General features: G+C 68.2%; 8 protein-coding genes. All 8 read right to left on the reverse strand.

Going from position 1 to position 19,175, the window contains the following annotated elements; all coding sequences use genetic code 11:
- Positions 1-23: 23 nt before the first annotated feature.
- Entirely contained in the window at positions 24-680 is a 657-nt protein-coding gene (locus tag VBO01S_RS04025; RefSeq protein ID WP_062470843.1) for a winged helix-turn-helix domain-containing protein, read from the reverse strand.
- Positions 681-758: 78 nt separating this feature from the next.
- Positions 759-2,120, reverse strand: a complete 1,362-nt coding sequence (locus VBO01S_RS04030; protein ID WP_095950017.1) for a TolC family outer membrane protein — start codon at positions 2,118-2,120, stop codon at positions 759-761.
- A gap of 86 nt (positions 2,121-2,206) precedes the next feature.
- Positions 2,207-2,860, reverse strand: coding sequence for an SCO family protein (locus tag VBO01S_RS04035; protein WP_082817977.1), 654 nt, complete (start codon positions 2,858-2,860; stop codon positions 2,207-2,209).
- Between the two features lie 29 nt (positions 2,861-2,889).
- On the reverse strand, positions 2,890-4,674 hold the full coding sequence (locus tag VBO01S_RS04040; protein ID WP_062470846.1) for a multicopper oxidase domain-containing protein: 1,785 nt from the start codon (positions 4,672-4,674) through the stop codon (positions 2,890-2,892).
- Positions 4,675-4,708: 34 nt separating this feature from the next.
- Positions 4,709-6,046, reverse strand: coding sequence for an HlyD family type I secretion periplasmic adaptor subunit (locus VBO01S_RS04045; RefSeq protein ID WP_062470848.1), 1,338 nt, complete (start codon positions 6,044-6,046; stop codon positions 4,709-4,711).
- 36 nt (positions 6,047-6,082) lie between these two features.
- Positions 6,083-7,765, reverse strand: coding sequence for a type I secretion system permease/ATPase (locus tag VBO01S_RS04050; RefSeq protein ID WP_157627275.1), 1,683 nt, complete (start codon positions 7,763-7,765; stop codon positions 6,083-6,085).
- 31 nt (positions 7,766-7,796) lie between these two features.
- Positions 7,797-8,066, reverse strand: coding sequence for a hypothetical protein (locus VBO01S_RS04055; RefSeq protein WP_157627276.1), 270 nt, complete (start codon positions 8,064-8,066; stop codon positions 7,797-7,799).
- 41 nt (positions 8,067-8,107) lie between these two features.
- The gene (locus tag VBO01S_RS04060) at positions 8,108-19,102 is read right to left on the reverse strand and encodes a peroxidase family protein (protein ID WP_062470854.1); all 10,995 of its coding nucleotides are present in this window, start codon (positions 19,100-19,102) and stop codon (positions 8,108-8,110) included.
- Positions 19,103-19,175: the final 73 nt, after the last annotated feature.

The following is a 19,175-nucleotide window of genomic DNA, read 5'->3' on the forward strand; positions in this document are numbered from 1 at the left end:
TTACGAGTCTGAAGACGACGGGCTCAGGTGTTCAGGCGGTAGCCGACCCCGCGAATCGTGCGGATGATCTGCCGCCCGAGCTTGCGCCGCACGTTGGACAGGTGCACTTCCAGGGCGTTGCTCGTCGGTGCGCCGTGAATCCCCTGCACCAGCAATTCCACCTGGGCCTTGGGGACCGTGTGATCGAAGCGCAGCGCGAGCGCCTCCACCAGGTTCCATTCCCGCTCGGTCAGCGCGACAGGCATGCCGCAGCGGACCGTCGTCCGGCTGCCCAGGTCGAACTCGACGTCGCCGCACCGCACGCGCGGCGTTGCCAGGCCCGCAGCCCGGCAACGCAGTGCCCGCACCCGCTCGGCCACCAGCTCGGGGCGGCACGGCATCACCACGAAGTCGTCCGCGCCCGCGTCGAGGACCTCGGCCTGCGCGGTCGGGCCGGGCGCTCCCACCATCAGCATCAGGACCGGGGTCGTGATGTGCTGCACCCGCAACAACCGGACCCAGTCGAGTCCCGATCCGTCGGGCAACTGCGAGCTGACGAGCAGCACGTCGTAGGACTCGTTCTCCAGCATGTCGATGTCGCCGAGCCGCTCGACGCTGTCGATCAGGAACCCGTTCTTGCGCAAGTGCGTGAACAGGCCGTCGTCGACCCGCGCGCGATCCTGAAGCAGAAGCAGTCGCATGGCGTCACCTGCATGTTCAGCGCCGTCATGGCCGCGAGCAGTCGCTGGTGCTGTCGGTACGTGCCATGGCATGCCTCGTCATTGGCGAGCCGGCGTTCTCCTGGACACGGAGACGGGCGCCGCGCTGTCGACCGGGGTGCGGCCGTGGGTTGCAAGCGCGGCATCGATGGCGTTCAGGTCCTCGGGCACCAGCGTGCCGTTGGCCTGCCGCAGCTTGAGATTGCCGAGCAGCACCGAATAGCGCGCCACCGCCAGGTCGCGCTTGGTCTGGAACAGCTGGCTCTGCGCGTTGAGCACGTCGATGTTGATGCGCACGCCCACCTGGTAGCCCATGCGATTGGCCTCCAGCGCGATCTGGCTGGAGACCTCGGCGGCTTCGAGCGCCTTCACCTGGCCGGCGGCCGACACCAGCCCCAGGTAGGTGGCGCGGGTGGCCTGGGCGACGCCACGGCGCGTGGCCTCGAGCAGCGAGCGCGACTGGTCTTCGAGCGCCAGCGTTTCCCTGACGCGGTTCTCGATCGCGTAGCCGGCAAACAAGGGCAGGTTGAGGGAGACGCCCACGGTGAGGGCCTTGACCCGCGAGCGGCCCGGCGTGGTGTTGGTGCCCTGGGGGTTGTTCGTGACGTTGTAGCCCAGGGTCGCATCGAGCGTGGGCAGGTGGCCGGCCTGCGCCTTCTGCACCTCGAGCCCGGCCACGTCCAGGCCCAGGCGGGCCTGCTGGATCGCAGGGTGCCCGGCATCCGCGTGCGAGGTCCAGACCTCGATGTCGGCGGGCGCGAGCGGAGGCAGCACCACGGGCGCCGCCAGCGGCACGGGCACGCTGCCGGTGCTGCCGACGAGCTGGTCGAGCACGATCTTCTTCACCTGCAGGTCGTTCTCGGCAGCGATCTCCTGCGCGATCACCAGGTCGTAGCGGGCCTGCGCTTCGCGCGCGTCGGTGATGGTGGTGGTGCCGACTTCGAAGTTGCGCTTGGCCGATGCGAGCTGCTCGGCCACGGCCACCTTCTGCGCGCGCACCAGGGCCAGGCTGTCCTGGCTGGCGAGCACGTCGAAGTAGGCCTGGCTCACGCGCACGATGAGGTCCTGCTCGGCGATGGTGAGCACCATCTGCGCCACCTCGGCCTGCCGCTGGCCCTGCTCGTAGGCGGCCCAGTTGGCGGGGCGGTACAGCGGCTGCGTGGCGTTGATGCCGACACTCTGGGTGTTGAACCCGCGCGTCGTCGCGCTGCCTTCCGTCGAGAGGTCCTGCCGGGTGTGCGAGGCGCCGGCCGACAGGCCGACAGTGGGCAGGATGCCGGCCCTGGACTGCGCCGCCCGCGCCAGCGTGGCCTCGTACTGGGCCCGCGCGCCCTGGTAGGTGGCGTCGTAGCCGCGCGCCGACGTGTAGATCTCGACCAGGCTCTGCCCATGGACGGGCCACGCGAAGCTCGCTGCGAGCACGGCGCCCCATGCCGAGACGAGACGCTTCCCGGTGGCGGGGGCCCGTGAGCCCTGTCCACCGGGTGGGGGTCGGCGCAGGCGCTGGTTCAGACCGTGCTCCGAGGGTCGGCCTGCAAGATGGCGCCACCCGCGCGGCGAACCGCGGCCGGGCTGCGATCGACATGCAGGATGGCGCTCACGATCTGCTCGGGCGCCGCCAGCGCCGGCGCCATCGACCAGCGGTCATAGACGTCGTTGCCGATGCGCACCATGCCGGTGTGGCGATTGATCTCCTTGTCGACCTTCGGGTCCGGGTCGTAGAAGCCCAGGGCGAAGCGCACGAGGTCGATGTTGCCCCGGCTCCCGGTCAGGAAAAGCCAGCCCGGGTTCACGCTGTGCATCTCGGCGTAGTCGGCCAGGTGCTCCACGGTGTCGATCTCCGGGCGGATGGTGATCGAGTACATGAAGATGTCCCGGCCCACCCGAGAGGCCAGGCGCTCCTGCACGCGCAGGAGGTTGTTGGTCATGAGCGGACAGATGCCTTCGCAGTCCGCATACATCATGTTGATGGCGACGATCTTTCCACGGACCAGGTCGTCGTAGAAGTTCACCTTCGCCCCGGTGTGGGTCTTCAGTTCGACGTTCGGCATGCGACGCCCCGGGCGTGCAGCCGTTGCCGGCGCCTCGGCGGAGGCGGGCAGGCCGAACGCGTACAAGGACGCGACGCCCAGTCCGGCGATCAAGTGTCTGCGGTGGTTCATGAGAATCTCCTGAAAGTCATCGGCGTGCTTCACACGATGTCGAAGCGAACCATCATCGAGTGGTCCTCGTGGGTGAGGTTGTGGCAGTGCATCAGGTACTTGCCCGAGAAATCGCGGAAGCGCACGAGCACCCTCACGGTCATGAGTTCGCCGACGACGAAGACGTCCTTGCGCCCGCGCTCGTTCACGGGAATGGGCTGGCTCACGCCGTTGACGCTCTTGCTGAGAATCCGTCCTTCTTCGAAGTGCACGTGGATCGGGTGCTGCCAGCCGTTGTCGGGGTTGATGAACTCCCAGATTTCGGCGGTGCCCTTGGTGACCCTGGCTCTGGCCGTGAGCGAATCGAAGAACAGTCCGTTGACGTTCCACATGCCGCTGTTGCGTTGGAACACCCAGGAGCGAACCGGCAGGGCGGCGAGTTCGCTGGCACTGGGCAGGTCGCGCAGCGGACGCAGCACGCTCGGCACCACGCTCAGGTCGGGCGTCGGGGGCTGGCGATCGACGATGAACTTGAGCACGCGCGTGCCCGGCGACTGCACCACGCCGGGTTTGCGGGTGTCGACCTGCGTGAGCTGGTTGACGAGGTACAGCGTGGTGTTCAGCGGGAATCGCGAGAAGTCCACCACGATGTCCGCGCGCTCGGCCGGGGCGATCCGCACCCTCAGCTGGTTCAGGATCGGTGCCGGCAGCAGGTTGCCGTCGCTGGCGATCTGGGTGTACGGGTACACGATGGTGCCGCCCGTGTTCTGCAGCACGAACTCGTAGAAGCGCGACGGCCCGACGTTCAACAGCCGCAGCCGGTACTTGCGGCGTGCGACGCGCAGCACCGGCTCGATCTTGCCGTTGACCACGATCTTGTCGCCCAGCACGCCCTCGGGGTTGAGCTCGTCGAAGGTCAGCCGGCCGCCCGAGTCGAACCGCTTGTCCGAGAAGCTCAGGGGGTAGTCGTACGCGCCGCTGGGCAGCCGCAGCCCCGTGGTCTCGTCGCCGGTGTCGAGCGTGTCGAAGACCATGTAGCGCCCGAACATGCCCTTGAGCACGTTCGGTGCCGTCACGCCTTCCGTGTGGTCGTGATAGAAGAGCGAGCCCAGGGCTTCGCGCGAATCGCCGAGGCCTCCGAACTCGTCGAAGCCGGCGTAGAGGTTGGGGTAGAAGTGGTCGTTGAAGGTCCCCGGCGCGGTCAGCGTCACGCCGCCCTGGACGGCGCTGTAGAAGTCGCTCGCGAAGCCGTCGCTCTCCGACGGCGTGTGCATGTTGTGCAGGTGCGTGCTGATCTCGGGCGAGCCGAATCCCGTGTGGTTCTGCGGCAGCTGGTTGCGGATGCGGCAGATGACCGACTGCCCGTAGCGCGCGTGGATCGTGGGGCCCGGCGTGGTCACCCCCGGCGTGTTGCCTTCGTAGCCCCAGATGGGCTGCGGGGGGTAGTAGGGGTTGTTGCCGTTGAACAGCCAGGCCGGGTTCTCCTTGGCCGTCAGCTGGTACAGCAGCGGCGTGCCGGCCTTGCCGGGCACGGTCAGTTCCGCGTAGCGCTGGTGCGGTGCACGCCCGCACTCGCCGCCTGCGATGTTCGCGTTGAGGGTCGGGGCCGGGGTCAGCGTGGCCAGCGGTGTGAGCGGCGTGACCTGGTTGGGCAGGTCCTCGACCCACGGTGTCGTCGGCGGGCTGGGCGGCAGGGGCGTGGGTTGTGCGCGGGTCTTGCCCGGTGTCAGGACCAGGGGAGCCGCCGTGGCTGCCAGCGAGGCCTTCAGGAACGTGCGTCTCTTGCTGTGGGCGACAGGCGTCACGGGGTCGTGGTGATTGGAATCCTTGCGCATGATGTATTCCCCTCGTTGACAGAGAACAGCCCCGCTACATCTGCCGTCCCGATCGGCGGATGGTGGAGGTGATGGGCTCGATGACGTACTGCAGCGCGGTCTGCGAGACGCCCGCGATGTAGACCTCGGCGGGCATGCCCGCCTGGAGCTTGAAGTCGCCGATGGCCCTGAGCGACTCGGCGTCGGCCAGGATCATCACGCTGTAGTAGGGCAGGTTGGTCTGGCGCTCGATCAACCGGTCGCCGGCGACATAGGTCACCTTGCCCGTGACCATCGAGGTGTTGCGGTACTTGAAGGCGGTGAACTTCACCCGCGCGCGCTGGTTGAGGTGCACGTTGCTGATGTCTTCCGGACGGATGCGCGCTTCGATCATCAGCTGGGCGTCGCTGGGCACGATGTCCGCGATCGACTCGCCGGGCCCGACCACCGCGCCGGGTGAGGTGAACTTCAGGTCGATCACTTCGCCGCTGGCCGGGGCCACGACGACCTGCCGCTGCGCCGCGTCGTTCGACTTGCGCTGCTCCTGCTCGATCTCGCCCAGGCGCTGGGTGGTGGCCTTGAGCTGGTCGCTCGCGGCCTTCACGTAGTCGTTGCGGATCGACTGGATCTTCAGGTCGATCTCCACCAGGCGCTGGGCGGCGCGCGCCAGTTCCGTGCGCCGCTCTTCGAGCTTGGCCGCGTACTCCATCACCACCGATTCGAGCTGGGAGATCCGGCTCGACGAAATGAAGCCTTCCTGGATCAGGCCGCGGTTGGCCTCCAGGTCCTGCCGCTGCAGGACGAGCGAGTTCTGCGCCTGCGCGATCTGCGCGTGCACGGCGACGATTTCCTGCTGCACGCGATCGCGCTGCGTTCTCATGAGCGAGGCCGCGCTGTCCAGCGAATGGCGCTGGGCCTGGAACAGCGCCGTCTCCTTGAGCAGGGCCTGGCCGATGCGATCGTCCTGCCGGGCCGCGCGCAGCAGGTCTTCGGGGAAGGCGAGCGTCTTGGCGACGGACTGCTCGGCCTCCAGGCGCACCAGCATGGCACGCTCCAGATGGACGCGATAGCTCAGGCGATTGCGGTCCGCGTCCACGCGCACGTCGCCCAGGACCAGGATCGGATCGCCGGCGTTCACATGCTGGCCATCGCGCACCATGACTTCGCGCACGGTGCCGCCTTCCAGGTGCTGCACCGGACGGCGGTTGAGGTCCACCTTGACGAACGCGGGGGCCACCACCGCCATCGAGAGCGGGGCGAGGCCCATCCACAGGCCCAGGGGCAGGATCGCGCCGAGGATGACCCAGCATCCGCTTCGCGCGAGGCGTCGTGCGTGCTCCCGGCTGCTGCGTGGGGCTGCAACGGGAGGCATCGGGAGTGTGGCGGTGCTCATGGTGCGGGGTCCTTGTTCGCAACGGCGGCGCGGCGCTCAGGCGGCCTTCTGGTCCACGATGGCCTGGGCCTGGCGCTGCATGTCGCGCATCACCTCGCTCGCCGGGCCGAACTGCTGGATGCGGCCCGCGGCGAGCACCAGGATCTTGTCGACGTGGGCGATCAGCGACGGGCGGTGGGTGACGACGACCGAGGTCACGCCCGCCTGGCGCAGGCCGCTCATCGCCTGGGCGAGTGCGACTTCTCCCGCGCCGTCGAGGTTGGAGTTCGGCTCGTCCAGGATCACCAGCTGCGGGTTGCCGTACAGCGCACGGGCGAGCGCGATGCGCTGGCGCTGGCCCGGAGACAACCGCGAGCCGTGTTCGCCCACCGGCGTGTCGTAGCCCTTCGGGAGGGTCAGGATCATCTCGTGCGCATTGGCGCGCACGGCGGCGGCAACCACCGCTTCGGAGTCCACCTTGTCCAGGCGCGCGATGTTGTCCGCCACGCTGCCGTCGAAGAGCTCGACGTCCTGGGGCACGTAGCCGATGTAGGGGCCCAGCTCTTCGCGCGGCCAGTACGACACGTCGGCGCCGTCGAGGCGGACCTTACCGCTGCTGGGGCGCCACACGCCCGTGAGCACGCGCGCGAGGGTCGACTTGCCGGCCGCGCTCGGGCCGACGATGGCCAGGGCCTCGCCCGGCGCCAGTGCGAAGACGATGTTCGAGAGCACCAGGGTCTCCGAGCCGGCCGCGCGGTACGAGATGTTCTCCGCGCTCAGGCGTCCTTCGGGGCGCGGCATGGCGACATGCGGCTCGGTGCGCTCGAAGTCCTTCGACAGTTCCTGCAGGCGCCCGTAGGCCGCCCGCGCCTCGATCAGCGTGCGCCAGCTGCCCACGAGCTGCTCCACCGGCTGCACCGCGCGGCCCAGCAGGATGCTGGTGGCGATCATCACGCCGGCGGAGGCCTGCTGGCTCAGCACCAGGTACGCGCCCAGGGCCAGCATGAGAATCTGGATGGCCTGGCGCGCGGCCTTGGTCCCGGCGGTGAACGCCACGGTGCTGCGGCTGGCGCTGGTCTGCATGGCGGCGATCTGGTCCTGCAAGGCCCTCCAGCGCACCAGCAGGCGCTTGGTCATTCCCAGGGCCTGCAGCACTTCGGCGTTGCGCAGCGAACTCTCGACGTATTGCGCCGCGCGGCGTCCTTCGTTCTGCAGGTTCTCCAGCGACTTGCGGCTGATGCGGTCGTTGAGCCAGGCCAGGCCCAGCATGAGGACCGCGGAGAACGCCGCGCCCAGGCCGAGCGCGGGGTGGAACATCCAGATCACGAACACGTACACGAACACCCACGGCGCATCGAACACCGCGATCAGCCCGTTGGCGGAAAACACGGCGCGCAGCGCGGCCACATCGCGGATGCCTTCCGTGCGCATGCCGGTGGGCGTGCGGGCGGCGCGCTCCACGATGGCGCAGACCACCGGCGGGGACAGCCGCTCGTCCACCATGATCCCCACCACGTTCTGCAGCCGCGTCCGCACGTAGTCCAGCAGCAGCAGGATCAGCAGCGCCACGCCGGTCCCGGCGAGCAGCACCAGCAGCGTTTCATGGCTGCTGGTCGAGATGACCCGGTCGAACACCTGCAGGGTGAAGAACGCGGGCACCAGGAACAGCAGGTTGATGAAGAAGGAGAACGCCGCGATGTACAGCAGCAGCGGTCGCAGTTCCATCCACAGGGTTTTCATGTGCGTCTCCTGTGGTTCTGTGGGGCGTTGCTCAGTTGACCTGCTGGTCCTGGGCCGCGGCCTGCGCCGCGGCTTCCAGCGACTTCACCCGCCGCACCAGCCGGTCGATGGTCACCATCTGCGCCGAGTAGGCGCGCGACAGTTGTTGGGTCGCGTCGCACAGGCCCTGGATGGCGACGCTCAGCTCGTCCTTCTTCGCGTTGACCATGCCGATGCGCGACATGATCAACGTCGCCACCTCGCGCGGGTCGGAGATGGAACGAGGGGCCTGCTGCGGGCTTGCGTTGTTTTTCTCGTCCATGTCGTTCTCCGTGGTCAAGGTCGTTGAAACGTTGGCGGTGCTCATGTCGACAGCACGAAGTCGGCCTGCGTGATGGTGTTCGTTCCCACCCCGTTCACGCCCATCAGCAGGATGCTTTCCAGGCCGTCGAACTCGACCAGCGTGTCGGCGCCCAGGTCGGTGATGGACACGTTGGCGGCAAAGTTGCCGGCGTTGATCCCCATCGCGGAGATGTTCAGCCGGTCCTGCCCGTTGAGCAGGTTCCCGCTGGCATCGAAGCCGAGGATCGTGTCGTTGCCGAACCCCGGCGCGAACACGAAGACGTCGTCTCCCGTTCCGCCGTCCATGGTGTCGTTGCCCGTGCCGCCGGTCAGCCGGTCCGCGCCCGCCCCGGTGTTGAGGGTGTCGTTGCCGCCACCGCCATCCACCACGTTCGCGGAATTCAGGAGCGCCACGGGCGCGAAGCTGATGTTGTCGTTGCCCTGGCTGCCGATCACGTTCTCCACCGAGCTCAGCGTGTCGGTGCCGGTCTCGGCGCTGGTGGCGGAGGTCGGCGTGACCGTGGCACCGGCCGAGGTGGCGGACAGGTCGTAGGTGTCGTTGCCGGCGCCGCCGGCGTAGCTGTCGTTGCCGTCGCCCACCGTGGCGATGAGGGTGTCGTCGCCCGCATCGCCGTCCACCGTGTCGCTGTCCAGCCCGCCGGTGAGCCTGTCGTCGCCCGCTTGGCCGTTGATGGTGTCGTTGCCCGAGCCACCCAGCACGATGTCGGCACCGGCACCGGCGCTGATGGTGTCGTTGCCGCCCTGGCCGTCGATGAAGTTCGCGCCGCCATTGACGACGATGATGTCGTTGCCCTGGCTGCCGATGATGTTCTCCATCGTGTTGAGCGTGTCGGTGCCGATCTGCGCGCTCGTGGCAAGGTTGACCGTCACCGTCGCGCCGGCCGTGGTGGCCGACAGGTCGTAGGTGTCCACGCCGGCCCCGCCGACATAGCTGTCGTTGCCGTCGCCGATCGTCGCGACGAAGCGGTCGTCGCCGCCACCGCCGTTCAGTGCGTTGGCACCGGTGTTGCCGGTCAGCGTGTCGTTGCCGGCGCCACCGGTCACGTTCTCGATGTTCGCCACCGATTCGAAGCCCGTGGCCGTGCCGGTGGCCAGGTTCACGGTGACGGCCGTGGTCGTGGCACCGTAGCTCAGGGTATCGACGCCGCCCTGGAGGTCGGCCGTGACCGCCTCGACGTCGGTGACGGTGCCGCCCGCCAGGGAAGCGATCGCCGTTCCCGTCAGCACCACCGCGAGCGTCTGGCCCAGCGCCGTGCCGGCGATGGTCAGCCGGTCGTTGGCGCCCGCGCCGCCGTTGATCGTGTCCGCGCCGTCGCCGACGAGGTAGTGGAAGAGGTCGTCTCCCGCGCCGCCGTCGACCGTGTCGTTGCCGGCGCCGCCGGTGAGCGTGTCGTTGCCCTCGCCACCCGTCACGGTGTCGTTGCCGCCGCCGGCGTCGATGACATCGTTGCCGCCCTGGCCGTCGATCACGTTCGCGCCGCCATTGACGACGATGCTGTCAGCGCCCTGGCTGCCGATGAAGTTCTCGATGGAAGACAGCGCATCGGTGCCCGTCTGCGCGCCCGTGGCGGTCGTCGGGGTGATCGTCACGCCCGCGGAAACCGCGGAGAGGTCCAGCGTATCGGTGCCGCCGCCGCCGGTGTAGCTGTCGTTGCCGTCGTTCACCGTCGCGACGAAGCGGTCGTCGCCGCCGCCGCCGTTGAGCACGTTGGCCAGCGCATTGCCCACGAGCACGTCGGCGCCGCCGCCTGTCGTCACGTTCTCGATGCCGGCGATCGAGGTGAAACCTGAGGCCGTTCCGGCCGTGAGGTTCACCGAGATGGCGGCGGCGCTGGTGTAGGTCAGCGTGTCCACGCCGGCCAGCAGGTCGGCCGTGACCGACTCGACATTGCTCACCGTGCCGCCGGCCACCACCGTGAGCGCGGTGCCGTTGTAGCTCACCGCGAGCGCGTCGGCCGCCGCCGTTCCGATGACGTTCAGGGTGTCCAGCCCCGCGCCGCCGTCGACGGTGTCCGTGCCTTCGCCCATCGTGTAGTTGATGGTGTCGTTGCCGGCGCCGCCGGCGATGCTGTCGCTGCCCGCGCCGCCGTCGATGAGGTCGTCCTGGCCGAGGCCGTTGATGGCGTCCGCGCCGCCGCCGCCAAAGATCACGTCCTGGCCTTCAGTGCCCGTGAGGACCTGGGCGGCGTTGTTGGCCGCGATGAAGTCGCCCGTGACCACGGTGGCCGCGGAGCGCACCGTCTCGAGCGCGCCCGCATCGTCCGTGAAGCTCACCGTCAGGCGCAGTTCGCGGTTGACCTGGTCGGCGCCCGGCGTGAAGGTCGCCAGCGTGGCGCCCGCGATGGGCGTGAACCCGGCGCCGCCGCCGCCGACACCCGTGTTGACGGCCTGTTCCCACTGGTAGCTGAAGACGGCACCCGTCAGCCCGTCCACGTCGCTGATGCCGAGGGTCGATGCCGTCAGCAGCTGGCCTTCGGTCGGCGTGGTGTCGCTGATCGTCGGCTGCCCGGTGGCCGCGGTGTTGAGGGCCAGCGGCGCGGTCGTGGCGGAGTACACGTTCTCCAGCACGTCGTTGGCATCCTTGTAGACCGCCCGCACGCGCAGCGCCAGGCCGAGCTCGAAGGTCCGCGGCGTGAAGCTCGTGCCCGTGGCCCGGGCCACTTCGCCGCCGGCGTTCTCTATCAGGATGTCCTCGAAGATGCCGGGGCGGACCTCGGCCTGCCAGAAGTAGGCGATGGGGCCGGTGATCGCACCGTCGGGGTTGGTCGCGCTGACGTTGTCCGGGTCGGTCACGCCCAGGGCCGACACGGTGAGGGTCGCGCCCAGGGTGGGCGTGGTGTCGCTGAGGGTCAGCTGGCCTTCGGGATCGAGGTTGAAGCCTTCTTCCGCAATGAACGCCGCGCCATCGGAGAACTGCAGGCGCTCGATGTTGCGCACCACGTCGATGCCGTCGGCGCCGGCCACGCCGTCCACGACATGGCTGATGCGCCAGACATCGTTTTCGAGGAAGGTGATCTCGTAGTTGCCGAAGACGTCCGAGAAGACGGCCGTGTCGAAGTCCGGCGCATCAGACATCAGGATCTCGCGGGCAATGGTGAGTTGACCCGGGTTGTAGGTGCCGTCGAAGACGCGCCCCTGCAGCTCGAGGTCGGTCATGGTGTCATAGCTCGCGATCTCGGCGCCGGTTCCGTCGGCGTTCTCGCGCACGCTGATGCGCACGTTCAGCCAGGCGTCGCCGTCGATGATGTCGTTGCCGCCGCGGCCTTCCAGCAGGTCGCTGCCGCCGCCGCCCAGGATGATGTTGCCGGCGAACGAAGTCACCGGTCCGTCCATCTCCATGCCGACACCGAGCACCTGGTCCAGGAGGCTCTGCAGTCCGTCGATGAGCTCGATGTGGGTCAGCACGCTGCCCGTGGTGCCCGACAGCGCCATCGCGGCCGCATCGTTGTCGTCGCCGCGCAGGACGTCGGCGTGCGCCGAGCCCGACATGCCCTCGACCGAAGTGAACCGCGCCAGCACGGTCGCGTTCGAGATCGGCACGGGCGTCTCGTCGAAGGCACGAAGGAACAGGTCGGCCGTGACGCCGAAGGCGTCGTCCTTGAACCCGGCCCAGTCGAAGCCGGAGCCGCCTTCGTAGCGGTCCACCTGCCCGCCGTTGCCGAACATGATGTCGTCGCCGCCTTCGCCGTCCATCCGGTCGGAGATCGAGTTGCCGATGAAGACGTCGTGGCCCACCACCTGGTCGCGGGCGAAGGCGTCGAAGTTCTCGCCGGCGCTGCCGTCGGCCATGCCTTTCTCGATCCAGTCGTCGCCTTCGTTGCCGAACACGAACTCGTTGCCGCGGGCGCCGAGGATGAAGTCGTTGCCCGTGCCGCCGAACGCCTCGGACGGGTCTTCGCCGGTGACGATGAAGTCGTTGCCGTGGCCGCCCAGGATCAGGTTGATGCCGTTGCCGCCGTGGATGGCGTCGTTGCCGTCGCCGCCCTGCATGTTGTCGTCGCCACCCAGGTCCGTCATGATGTCGTCGCCGGCCCCGCCGAAGACGAAGTCGTTGCCGTCCCCGCCTTCGAGCCGGTCATTGCCGGCGTCGCCCCAGAGCGTGTCGTCGCCGATGCTGGAAATGATGGTGTCGTTGCCTGCGGTACCGCCCAGAACGACGTGGTCCTCACCGCTGTACTGCAGGTAGTTCGGATCGGCCGCTTCGGTGCCGGGGTTGTTGCGCAGCACCAGTGGCGTCAGGCTCCCCTCGGCCGTCGGATCGTCGCGCCCGTCGAGCCCCAGGCCCGTGAACTGCCGGGACGGGTCCACCTCCAGCGTGAACCCCGGCGTCGTGAAGATGTCGCCGGGCAGGTGCTCGACATCGGTGTTGGCCATCACCAGCCGGGCGAAGGAGTTGTTCTCCAGCTCGGTGAGGAAGTTCAGGCCCTGCGTGCGCTCCAGGTAGTAGAAGCGGTCGCCGTCCTGCAGCTTCTCCATCTGCTCCTCGAAGACGAAATTGAAGGTCGAGCCCAGCAGGCCGCCGAACGGCATCTGCTTTTCGGCCAGGCCGCCGATCCACAGGTCGATGTCGTCGACGCCGGTGGTCGTGATGCCGGCCTCGTCCGCGTAGGCATTGCGTCCGTACAGGAAGTCGAGCCGGTCCTCCGGCGCACCGATGCCGCCGTAGACCAGCGCCACCGCTGCCGCGCGCTTCTCGATCAGGGTGTCGGCGGCGGCCAGGCTGGCGTGCACGCCGTAGGCCGCAATGAAGTTGACCACCGAGGCCTCATGCTTGATGTGCTGCATGAAGTCGACCCAGTTCGCGTAGGGCTTGAGCTGGCTGTCGCCGGTCACGCCATAGAAGTCGCGCCGCGCGGCGTTGAGTGTCGGCACGCCGGTGTCGCGCCCGCGCACGATGTTGATCGTCGCCAGGTCGAGCGGCAGGCCGAGCAGGTTGTTGCGCAGGGCCTCGGTCACGAACTCGTCGATCTCGTTGCCCTGTTGGCGCGTGAGGCCGCGCGCGAGCGCGCCGGCCGCTTCATCCGCCGTGATGCCGCTGGCTGCGAACGCGAGCGGATTGAGGAAGGCCTCGATCAGCCCGAGCTGCTGCGTGGGGTCGGCCGTGCCGCCGATCACGTTGAAGTCGACGTCGAAGCGGTCCACCGTCTCCGTCAGCATCGAGTGGCCGAAGCGGTACACCGTGTGGGCGAACTCGGCGACGATCGATGGATCGATCTCGGTGTCGTAGACCTGGGTGGCGGCAAAGAAGATGTCGATCTGCGGCTGCACCTTGCGCGCGAACTCTTCGAACACCAGGTGCTGGTACTGCATCTCGGTGCCGAAGCGGGCCGCCTGGAACAGGCGCTCGCCGTCCCACGAGCCATCGGGCAGGTGCCATTCGGCAATGAAGGCCGCGTCGCCCGACGCCATGATCACCGCCTTGGTGTGTTCGACCAGCCGGTTGTGCTCGGCGTGGAACACATGGTGAATGCTGGTCAGCGCGATGTTCTCGTTCACCCGGCCGTCGCCGGCGATGTAGTGCGCATCGAGCAGTTCGTCGTCGTAGAAGCCCGCGGCCGGTGTGCCGCCGATCTGGTCGTCGGCATCGGCCGTCAGCGCGACGCCCTGGCTGTTCACCGGGTTGGCGGTGTGGGCGATGTCGGCCAGGAACACGTGGCCCGTGCGCACGGCCAGGCTTGCATCGATCGGCGCGCCCGGCGAGCCCGAGGCCAGCGTTCCGCCGGCCTGCAGCACGATCTGCGCGAAGCCGGTCACCGGGTCGGGAATGAAGTTGCCGTACTCGTCGGCCGCCAGCAGCGGCAGGTTGAGCGCGTCGGCATTGTCCAGCGCGATGCCCAGCAGGTCGCGCGCCTGCGCCTTGACCACCGCCCAGGTGGCCATGCCGCCCAGCTCGATGTCGTCGGCCGTGCCGAAGAGGCCGTCGGCACCGAGGTCGCGGTTGGTGATCAGCCGCCCGGTGGCGACCGGCTTGCCGTCGGCGTTGAGCTCATAGGCGCGCAGGAAGACCTGGTGCGAGGGGTGCGACGTGTAGGTCTGGTTCTGGTCGATGAAAGGCGTCGTGAGGTTCGTGGCCTCGTGCGTGGTGTCGTCCGCGGTGCCCATGACGCCGTCGGCGCCGGGTCCGGCAACCTGGGTGGCGCGCGTCAGCACCAGGAAGTTGCTGTTGCTGCCCGACACATAGAGCGGGTCGTCGGGCTGCAGCGGGACGAAGATGGTGCCGTTGCCGCCCTTGGCCACGAGGTCCAGGCCGTGGTCGAAGAACTGGCCGAAGAAGGTCATGAAGGCGTTGAACGGCGCCGACAGGCCTTCGTCCGGCGCGGTGTTCGGAATGACCAGCAGGGTGCCGACGGGAATCGCCACGCCGTCCAGGTCGTACAGCACACCGTCCACCAGCGTGCCCAGGCCCGCGTCGACGAATGCGCTCACCGCCGCCGGGTTGTTGCTCGTCATGTCGACGATCAGGTTGCTGATGATGCGCGGGTCGGCGTCCACCACATTGCCGCTGGGGCCGTAGTCCGTGTTGGTGAGCGTGCCCCCCGGGCCGAGGTTGATGGTGTCACCGTCCTGGTCGTTGCGGAACACCGGATCGACCAGGCGCGGGAACACCTGGTCCGCGGCGCCGAAGCCGGACTGGCCCTGCACCAGGTTGTTGTAGGAGCCGTCCACCGTGCGCAGGCCCAGCGGCGCGCGCGCGTTGTCCAGGATGTCGGTCAGCGCCTCGCCGTTCGCATGCCGCTCCGAGATCTTGATCTGCTCCAGGATGAACTGCAGGTCGGACTGGAGGAAGCGCACGCCCGCGCTGTCGACCAGCGCGGAGGAGGGCGCCGGCGCCGGCGGCACGACGGCCGCCACGCCAGTGACCGCCGCGGTGGGCGCGGAGTACACGGTTTCCAGCACGCCGTCGGCATCGCGGTAGACGGCCCGCACCCGGATGGCCAGGCCGTCGAACGGCGCGGTGACCCGGAAGGTCGTGCCGTTCACCGTGGCGGGCTGGCCGCCGCCCAGGTCGATGATGTCGCGGAACACGCCCGGCGCGCGCACCGGGTCGGCCTCGTACTGCCACGTGTAGCTGATCGGCCCGGTGACGGTGCCGCCAGGATTGTCCGCATCGGTGAGGGCGGCCGACACGCTCAGGAGCTGGTTGATCTGCGGCGTGTCGTCGCTGATCGTGACCGAGCCGCCCGGTGCGTTGTTGCTGCCGGACAGCAGCTGGACGGCGTCGGAGAACTGCAGCCGCTCGATGTTGCGCAGGATGTCGGTGCCGTCGGTGCCGACGTTGTCGGTGACGGTGGTGCGGCCGTCGGCGCCGGTGGTGACGGTGTAGTTGGCGCGCAGCCCGGAGAACATCGCGGTGTCGTAGTCGGCGCTGTCGGACATCAGGATCTCGCGCACGATGCTGAGCTGGCCCGGGTTGATCTCGCCCGAGAGCATGCGCGGCACCAGCTCCTTCAGGCTGTCGACGCTGGTGAGGCCGGGCACGCCCGAGACGGCGATGCGCACGTTGAGCCAGGCGTCGCCGTCGATGATGTCGTTGCCGCCGCGGCCCTCGATGAGGTCGCTGCCGTCGCCGCCCAGGATGATGTTGCCCTCGCCGAACGAGGTCATGCCCGCGGGCAGCAGGCCTTGCAGGCCGTCGATGAGCGCGATGTTGGTGAGCACGCTGCCGGTCCAGCCCGCCTGCAGGATCTCGACGGCGTCGGCGTCGTCGCCGCGCAGGAAGTCGGCGAAAGCCGATCCCGACAAGCCTTCGGTGAAGGCGAAGCGGTCCATCATCGCGGCGTTCGAGTTGACCACCGGGGGCACCACGAAGTCGTTGACGATCATGTCGGCGGTCACGCCGTACTTGTCGAACTTGTAGCTGGCCCAGTCGAAGCCGGAGCCGCCGTCGAAGTGGTCTTCGCCGTCGGAGCCGGTGAAGATGTCGTCGCCGCCTTCGCCGATCAGCTCGTCGAAACCGCCGCCGGAGATCAGGACGTCGTTGCCGATGACGCTGTCTTGCACGAGCGGGTCGAAGCTGTCGCCCGTGGTGCCGTCCTGGGTTCCCAGCTCGATCCAGTCGTGGCCCTCGTTGCCGAATGTCGGCAGGTTGCCCTTGCTGCCCAGGACGAAGTCGTTGCCCTGGCCGGCAAAGACTTCGGAAACGTCCTCGCCGGTGATGATGAAGTCGCTGCCGTCCCCGCCGATGATGAGGTTCGCACCGTTGCCGCCGTGGATGACGTCGTTGCCCTCGTTGCCCTTGAGCACGTCGTCGCCGCCGCGGTCCGTGATGATGTCGTCGCCCGCGCCGCCCTCGACCTGGTCGTTGCCGTCGCCGGACTCGATGCGGTCGTTGCCGCCGTCGCCGTAGATGGTGTCGTCGCCGATGCTGGCGATCAGGGTGTCGTTGCCGGCGGTGCCGCCGAGCACGACGTGTTCGTCGCCCGTGTAGCGCAGGTAGGTGGTCTCCACGGCCGCGGTCGTGGGATCGTCACGGATCACCAGCGGGGTGAGTTCGGTGCCGCCCTCGGTCGGGTCGCCGTGACCGTCCACGCCGATGCCGGTGAACTGGCGCGACTGGTCGACCTCGAGGATCAGGCCCGGGGTCGAGAAGATGTCGGCCGGAAGGTGCGTGGCGTCGGTGTTGAGCATCACCAGCTTGGCGAAGGTGTTGTTCTCCAGTTCGGTGAGGAAGTTGAGGCCGGCCAGACGGGAGAGGTAGTAGAAGCGGTCGCCGTTCTGCAGCGCCTCCATCTGCGACTCGAAGACGAAGTTGAAGGTCGAGCCCAGCAGGCCGCCGAAGGGCATCTGCTCTTCGGCCAGGCCGCCGATCCACAGGTCGATGTCGTCCACGCCCGTGGTGGTGACACCGCCGACCATCGCGTAGATGCCCGTGCTGTTCAGGAAGGCGAGCCTGTCTGCTTCGTCTGCAACGAAGCTGCGCTCCGCGGCCGTGCCGGCGTTGAGAACCACGGTGCCGCCGAAGACGAGTGCGGCCGCCACGGCCCGCTTCTCGGCCATCGTGTCGACGTCCGCGGCGGTCAGCGCGCCATGCGTGCCGTACGCCGCGATGAAGTTGATGACGGAGGCTTCATGCTTGAGGTGCTGCGTGAGGTCGACCCAGCTCGTATAGGGCTTGAGCTGCGGGTCCGCGGTCGAGGTGTAGAACTCCCGGCGCGCTTCGTTGAGCGTGGGAATGCCGGTGTCCCGGCCGCGTGCGATGTTGATGGCGGCGAGGTCCAGCGGCAGGCCCAGGAGCTGGTTGCGCACCGCGTCGGTGACGAACTCGTCGATCTCGTTGCCCACCTGCCGGGTCATGCCGCGCACGATGGCGCCGGCCGCCTGCTCCGGCGTCAGTGCGCCGTCGTTGTTGAACCCGATCGGGTTGAGGAAGGCATCGACCAGCGCGAGATCGCTCGACAGGAAATTGGGGTCCAGCCGGTCCACGGTCTCGGTCAGCATCGTGTGGCCGACGCGGAAGACGGCATGCGCGAACTCGGCGACGATCGCCGGATTGATCGTCGTCTGGTAGTTGGTTTCGGCCAGGAACTCGTCGACGGCCGGCTGCATCTTGCGCGCGAACTCTTCGAACACCAGGTGCTGGTACTGCATCTCCGTCGCGAAGCGCGCGGCCTGGAAGATGCGCTCGCCGTTCCATGAGCCGTCGGGCAGCTGCCATGAGGCGATGAACGCAGCGTCGCCGGTGGCCAGGACGGTGGCCTTGATCTCTTCGGCCTGCCGGTTGTGTTCGGAGTGGAAGACGTGGTGGACGGAGGTCAGGGCGATGTTCTCGTTGCCGCGGCCGTCGCCGGTGATGAAGTGGCGGTCCAGCAACTCGTCGTCATAGGTGCCGGGTTCCGAGAGGCCGACGGCCGAGTCGCTGTCGGGCGCCAGCACGCCGCCCACGAACACGGGCGCCGCGGCATGCGCGATGTCGTTCAGGAAAGCATGGCCGGTGCGAACGCCCACGCTGGCGTCGAGGGGCGCGCCGGGCGTGCCCGAGGCGAGCCCGTTGCCGTCCGGGTCCAGCGGCCCGCCGACGTCGGCGGCTCGCAGCACGATCTGCGCGAAGCCCGTCACGGGATCGGGGATGAACTTGCCGAACTGGTCCGTCGCCAGGAGCGGCAGGTCCAGCACGTCGGCGTCGTCGAGCTGGATGCCGAGCATCAGCGCCTGCGCCTTGACCTGGGCCCAGTTGGCAAGGCCGCCGTCGGCGCCATCGAGCAGGCTGCCCGTGGCCACCGGACGGCCGTTGGCGTCGAGCACGTACTCGCGCAGGAACACCTGGTGCGAGGGATGCGAGGTGTAGGTCTGGTTCTGATCGACGAAGGGCGTGGTCTGGTTGGTCTGGTCGCCGTTCGCATCGCGCGTGGCGCGCGACAGGATCATGAAATTGGGGGCGCCGGGGGTCGTATCGAACAAGGGGTCGTCCGGCTGCAGCGGCATGAAGATCATCTCGGTGCTGCTCTTGTTGACCAGGTCGAGGCCGTGGTCGAAGAACTGGCCGAAGAAGGTGAACCATGAATTGAAGGGCGCCGACAGGCCTTCGTCGGGGCTGGTGTTCGGAATCTCCAGCAGCGTGCCGGGGGGAATGACGACGCCCTGGAGGTCGTACAGGACGCCGGCTGCGTCGAGCGTTCCGAGGCCCGCGGCCACGAAGGCGCTCACCGCCGCGGGGTTGTTGCTGGTCATGTCGGCGACCAGGTTGCTGATCAGCCGCGGGTCGGCATCGACCACGTTCCCGGCGCTGCCGTAGTCCGTGTTGGTGATCCCTGCGAAGGCGTCGTCCTGCTCGTTGCTGTAGGTCTGCGGCACCAGCTGCGGAAACGGGTTGTCTGCGGCACCGAACTCGCTCTGGCCCGGCATCAGGTTGTTGTACGACCCGTCGACCGTCCTGAGGCCGAAGGGCGCAAAGGCGTTCGGGACCAGGCTCGCGGGGTCCGCTCCCGCTGCTTGTGCTTCCGCAATGAGAATTTGTTGAAGAATGAATTCGAGATCGGACCTGATCAGCGTGGCCATTTCTATTCTCCTCAAGACGAACGACTTTCAATGCAGCCCCGGTCCCGCCTACATGGCGAAAAGGCTCATGTAG

Origin of the sequence: Variovorax boronicumulans NBRC 103145, from assembly GCF_001591345.1 — a bacterium.
GTDB classification, from domain to species: Bacteria; Pseudomonadota; Gammaproteobacteria; order Burkholderiales; family Burkholderiaceae_C; genus Variovorax; species Variovorax boronicumulans.

Excerpts from the sequence above, each read along its gene's own strand:
- VBO01S_RS04025 (WP_062470843.1), bottom strand. The coding sequence starts at position 680 with ATGCGACTGCTTCTGCTTCAGGATCGCGCGCGGGTCGACGACGGCCTG.
- VBO01S_RS04040 (WP_062470846.1), bottom strand. The coding sequence starts at position 4,674 with ATGCGCAAGGATTCCAATCACCACGACCCCGTGACGCCTGTCGCCCAC.
- VBO01S_RS04035 (WP_082817977.1), bottom strand. The coding sequence starts at position 2,860 with ATGAACCACCGCAGACACTTGATCGCCGGACTGGGCGTCGCGTCCTTG.
- VBO01S_RS04050 (WP_157627275.1), bottom strand. The coding sequence starts at position 7,765 with ATGAAAACCCTGTGGATGGAACTGCGACCGCTGCTGCTGTACATCGCG.
- VBO01S_RS04045 (WP_062470848.1), bottom strand. The coding sequence starts at position 6,046 with ATGAGCACCGCCACACTCCCGATGCCTCCCGTTGCAGCCCCACGCAGC.
- VBO01S_RS04055 (WP_157627276.1), bottom strand. The coding sequence starts at position 8,066 with ATGGACGAGAAAAACAACGCAAGCCCGCAGCAGGCCCCTCGTTCCATC.
- VBO01S_RS04060 (WP_062470854.1), bottom strand. The coding sequence starts at position 19,102 with ATGGCCACGCTGATCAGGTCCGATCTCGAATTCATTCTTCAACAAATT.